5 protein-coding genes and 1 pseudogene are annotated in these 3712 nt (G+C 73.5%); 3 read left to right on the top strand and 3 right to left on the bottom strand.

Annotated features, from left to right (window positions below; genetic code table 11):
• Positions 1-339, top strand: a pseudogene (locus ACRDP3_RS14835) (hypothetical protein); the annotation flags it as partial.
• Positions 340-590: 251 nt separating this feature from the next.
• On the top strand, positions 591-1217 hold the full coding sequence (locus tag ACRDP3_RS14830; RefSeq protein WP_431517403.1) for an HAD family hydrolase: 627 nt from the start codon (positions 591-593) through the stop codon (positions 1215-1217).
• Here the strand turns inward: ACRDP3_RS14830 and ACRDP3_RS14825 are convergent.
• Positions 1205-1420, bottom strand: coding sequence for a hypothetical protein (locus ACRDP3_RS14825; RefSeq protein ID WP_431517402.1), 216 nt, complete (start codon positions 1418-1420; stop codon positions 1205-1207). The genes ACRDP3_RS14830 and ACRDP3_RS14825 overlap by 13 nt on opposite strands.
• A gap of 191 nt (positions 1421-1611) precedes the next feature.
• Here ACRDP3_RS14825 and ACRDP3_RS14820 point away from each other — a divergent pair, with 191 nt between their 5' ends.
• Entirely contained in the window at positions 1612-1995 is a 384-nt protein-coding gene (locus ACRDP3_RS14820) for a cold-shock protein (RefSeq protein WP_431517401.1), read from the top strand.
• 48 nt (positions 1996-2043) lie between these two features.
• On the opposite strand, the gene ACRDP3_RS14815 is transcribed toward ACRDP3_RS14820, so the two are convergent.
• Together ACRDP3_RS14815 and ACRDP3_RS14810 are read right to left on the bottom strand one after the other, a co-directional pair.
• Positions 2044-2955 carry a 1,4-dihydroxy-6-naphthoate synthase gene (locus ACRDP3_RS14815; protein WP_431517400.1) on the bottom strand — a complete coding sequence of 304 codons (912 nt, stop codon included), beginning with the start codon at positions 2953-2955 and terminating at the stop codon, positions 2044-2046.
• Positions 2952-3659, bottom strand: coding sequence for a futalosine hydrolase (locus ACRDP3_RS14810; protein WP_431517399.1), 708 nt, complete (start codon positions 3657-3659; stop codon positions 2952-2954). The genes ACRDP3_RS14815 and ACRDP3_RS14810 overlap by 4 nt, the downstream gene beginning before the upstream one ends.
• Positions 3660-3712 lie beyond the last annotated feature (53 nt).

Here is a 3712-nt window from a genome sequence, read left to right as displayed (position 1 = left end):
ATCGTGGAGTGGGCGGCCGTCGCACTGCTGCTCGCGGGCTCCGTCATCGGGTCGCTGATTCCGCTCGCCATCGGCTGGCTGGCTGCCTGGTGGGCGCCGCGGCTGAGCCGTAACGAGGCCAAGTGGTCGGCAGTGGGCATGCCCGCGCTGGTGGCGGCCGGCGGGGTGGTCTGGCTGTGGGGGCGGACCGTCGGGCGGTGGGGCGAGCCCATCGCGGAGGGCGGGGACGAGCTGCGGCAGGCGCTGACCGAGGCCGGACCGGTGCTGCTGCGGGTCGCGGCGGTGGCCAGCGCCCTCTTCCTCGTCTGGCGCGCGCGGCGCCCTCGCATCCAGCCCTGACGGCGGGCCGGGCCCCATCCCGGGCCTGGCGGCCCGTTGCCCCACTCCCGGGGCCTGGGGCCGGAGAGCCCGCTCTCCCGAGGGCCTGCGGCCCCGGGCACCTGTCTCCCGGGCCGGAGCCCCGGGAGACCCCATCCCGGCCCGCAGATCCATGCCGCCAGAACCCCCGCGCGTGGACGCTCGGTTACGGGAAGATGACGTCCGCGTCAGCCTTGTCGATCTTTTCAGTGCAGGGCGCGCGGCAAGACAGAATGGCCGGTATGGCACCACACGCTCCCACCGTCGGCTTCGACCTCGACATGACGCTGATCGACTCACGCCCCGGCATCCGGGCGGCCTACGAGGCGCTGTCCGCCGAGACCGGTACGTACATCGACGCAGACCTCGCCATCACCCGCCTCGGCCCGCCCCTGGAGCAGGAGTTGGCTCATTGGTTCCCCGACGAGCGGATCGCGGAGGCGGGCGAGCGCTACCGCGAGCTGTACCCGGCGTACGCGATCGAGCCGGCCCGTGCCATGCCGGGCGCCCGCGAAGCCGTCGACCTGGTACGGGCGGCGGGCGGCCGGGCCGTCGTCGTCACCGCCAAGCACGAGCCGAACGCGAAGCTGCACCTGGACCGCCTCGGCATCCAACCGGACGCGGTGGTCGGCTGGTTGTGGGCGGAAGCCAAGGGTGAGGCGCTGCGCGAGTACGGCGCCGGCGTCTACGTCGGCGACCACACCGGCGACGTACGGGGCGCGAAGACGGCCGGGGCGCTGTCGGTCGCGGTGCCGACGGGACCGTGCGACGCGGCGGAGCTGCGCGCCGCCGGCGCCGATGTCGTGCTGGAAGACGGCCTCATCGGCTTCCCCGCCTGGTTCGCCCGCTACCGCCGCTGACGAGCCGACCGTACGAAGCCCGCGGCGGCCAGCACGAACCCCACGGCCATCAGCATGCAGACGAAGTAGGCCGGCGCCGGGAACGGCTCCGTGCCCAGGAAGAGCGGGGCCACGGTGACCACGGTGGCCAGTGCGCCGACGAGGAAGACGATGCCGCCGATCCGTACCAGAAGATCACCGGCGTGGGACGTTTCAGTGTTCACGTGGCCAGGGTAGATCGGTGGACAGCTGTACGGAGGAACCGCTCGGCGACATCTTGTCACCGGGCACCGGGGGATTAGCCTTGGTGGTGAGCGGGTCGATCGGGCCCGCTCAAACTGCTCTGCGAAGCCAGTTCGCGCAGCATTCGTGACGCAGCCGAGGCTGCCCGGACAGTACGAGGACGAGGACAGACGTGCCTACCGGCAAGGTCAAGTGGTTCAACAGCGAGAAGGGCTTCGGCTTTCTCTCCCGCGACGACGGCGGTGACGTCTTCGTGCACTCCTCCGTGTTGCCCAGCGGGGTGGAGGCGCTGAAGCCCGGCCAGAAGGTCGAGTTCGGCGTCGTCGCCGGGCAGCGCGGTGACCAGGCCCTTTCGGTGAACGTACTGGACCCGGCCCCCTCTGTCTCGGCGGCGCAGCGGCGCAAGCCCGACGAACTGGCGTCGATCGTCCAGGACCTCAGCACGATGCTCGACGGTGTCGCGCAGGGGCTGGAGCGCGGCAGGTACCCGGAGAAGCAGCACGGCCACAAGATCGCCGGCCTGCTGCGCGCGGTCGCCGACCAGCTCGACGTCTAGGACCGTCCAGCACCGTCCAGTCCGTGTCCGCCCCGTCCGTCGCGCCGCTCAGGGGAAGGCCAGCGCGTCCCCTGCCAGCGGCGGCACCAGGCCTTCGGCGGCGGCCCGGGTCAGCAGCCCGCGTACCGCCGCGTAGCCGTCGGCGCCCAGGTCCGCGGTGAACTCGTTGACGTAGAGCCCGATGTGCTGGTCGGCGACGGCGGGGTCCATCTCCTGCGCGTGCTCGCGTACGTACGGGCGGGACGCCTCCGGGTCCTCCCACGCCATCCGCACCGACGCCCGCGTCGCCGCCGCCAGTTCGTGCAGCGTCTGAGCGCCCAGCGTGCGTCGCGCGATGATGGCGCCGAGCGGGATCGGCAGCCCGGTCGTGATCTCCCAGTGCTCGCCCATGTCGGCGACGCGGTGCAGCCCGTACTCCTGGTAGGTGAAGCGCGCCTCGTGGATGACCAGTCCGGCGTCCACCCTGCCGTCCCGCACGGCCGGCATGATCTCGTGGAAGGGCAGCACGACCACCTCGCCGACCCCGCCCGGCACTTCGTCGGCCGCCCACAGCCGAAAGAGCAGATACGCGGTCGACCGCTCGCTGGGCACGGCGACCGTCCGGCCGCCGAGTGCGGCTCCGGACACGGGTTCGCGGGTCAGCACCAGCGGCCCGCAGCCGCGTCCGAGTGCACCGCCGCAGGGCAGCAGCGCGTAGTCCTCCAGCACCCAGGGCAGCACGGCGTAGGAGACCTTCAGCACGTCGAGTTCGGCGCGCTCCGCCATGCCGTTGGTGACGTCGATGTCGGCGAAGGTGACATCGATCGGGGGCGCTTGCGGTACGCGGCCGTGTGCCCAGGCGTCGAAGACGAAGGTGTCGTTGGGGCACGGCGAGTAGGCGAACCGCAGTGGGCTGCCCGGCCGGTCTGTGCGGTCTGCGCCGTCTGCGCCGCCGGTGCCGTCAGTGCCGTCGTTGGTCATGGGCGCCATGCTCGCAGTACGGGCAGCAGGGCGGCGCAGCTGCCCCCGAGCGCGGCCAGCGCCTCCGGGATCCGCCAGGCGGCACGGTCGCGGGGCCCCACCGGGTTGGAGACGGTACGGATCTCCAGCACCGGCACTCCGTGCGCGCTCGCCGCCTCCGCGACCCCGAACCCCTCCATCGCCTCGGCCACCGCCCCGGGATGCCGCGCCGCCAGCTCCCCGGCCCGCTCGGCCGTCCCAGTCACCGTCGAGACGGTGAGCACGGGCCCGGTCACCGCGCCCGTCGCCTCGGCGGCGGCCTTGACGAGCCCGTCCGGGGGGCGGTGTTCGACGGTGCCGAATCCCAGCTCGGTCACGGAGGCGAAGCCGGTGGGGGTCACCGCTCCGAGGTCCGCGGCGACGATCGACGTCGCGAGGACGGTCGCGCCGAGTCCGCAGGGCGGGAAGCCGCCGGCGATGCCCGCCGAGATGACGAGGCCGAAGGGTTCACCGGCGGCAGCGGCGACCGTGAGCGCCGTCGCCGTACCCGCTGCCGCGGCGGCGGGACCGACCCCGGCGGCGACCGTCTCGATCATCGGGGCCTGCCCGGGCGCCTGCCCGGACTCCGGCGGCGGCGCGTGCCCGCCCGGCAGCGCGGCGGTCACCGCGTCGCGTTCCGCCGCCACCGCGGTCACGATCAGCACGCGCAACGTCGCCTGGCTCATGGCGCGCAGGCTACCGGGCGCGCGGGTCGCGGCGCCGGGGCCAGGCGGCGCAG

Origin of the sequence: Streptomyces sp. (assembly GCF_050698815.1) — a bacterium.
In the GTDB taxonomy this organism is placed as follows: Bacteria; Actinomycetota; Actinomycetes; order Streptomycetales; family Streptomycetaceae; genus Streptomyces.
This window is presented reverse-complemented; position numbering and strand designations above follow the sequence as displayed.

Bases quoted from the DNA above. Each gene is read 5' to 3' on its own strand.
- ACRDP3_RS14830 (WP_431517403.1), top strand. From the start codon at position 591: ATGGCCGGTATGGCACCACACGCTCCCACCGTCGGCTTCGACCTCGAC.
- ACRDP3_RS14815 (WP_431517400.1), bottom strand. From the start codon at position 2,955: ATGACCAACGACGGCACTGACGGCACCGGCGGCGCAGACGGCGCAGAC.
- ACRDP3_RS14810 (WP_431517399.1), bottom strand. From the start codon at position 3,659: ATGAGCCAGGCGACGTTGCGCGTGCTGATCGTGACCGCGGTGGCGGCG.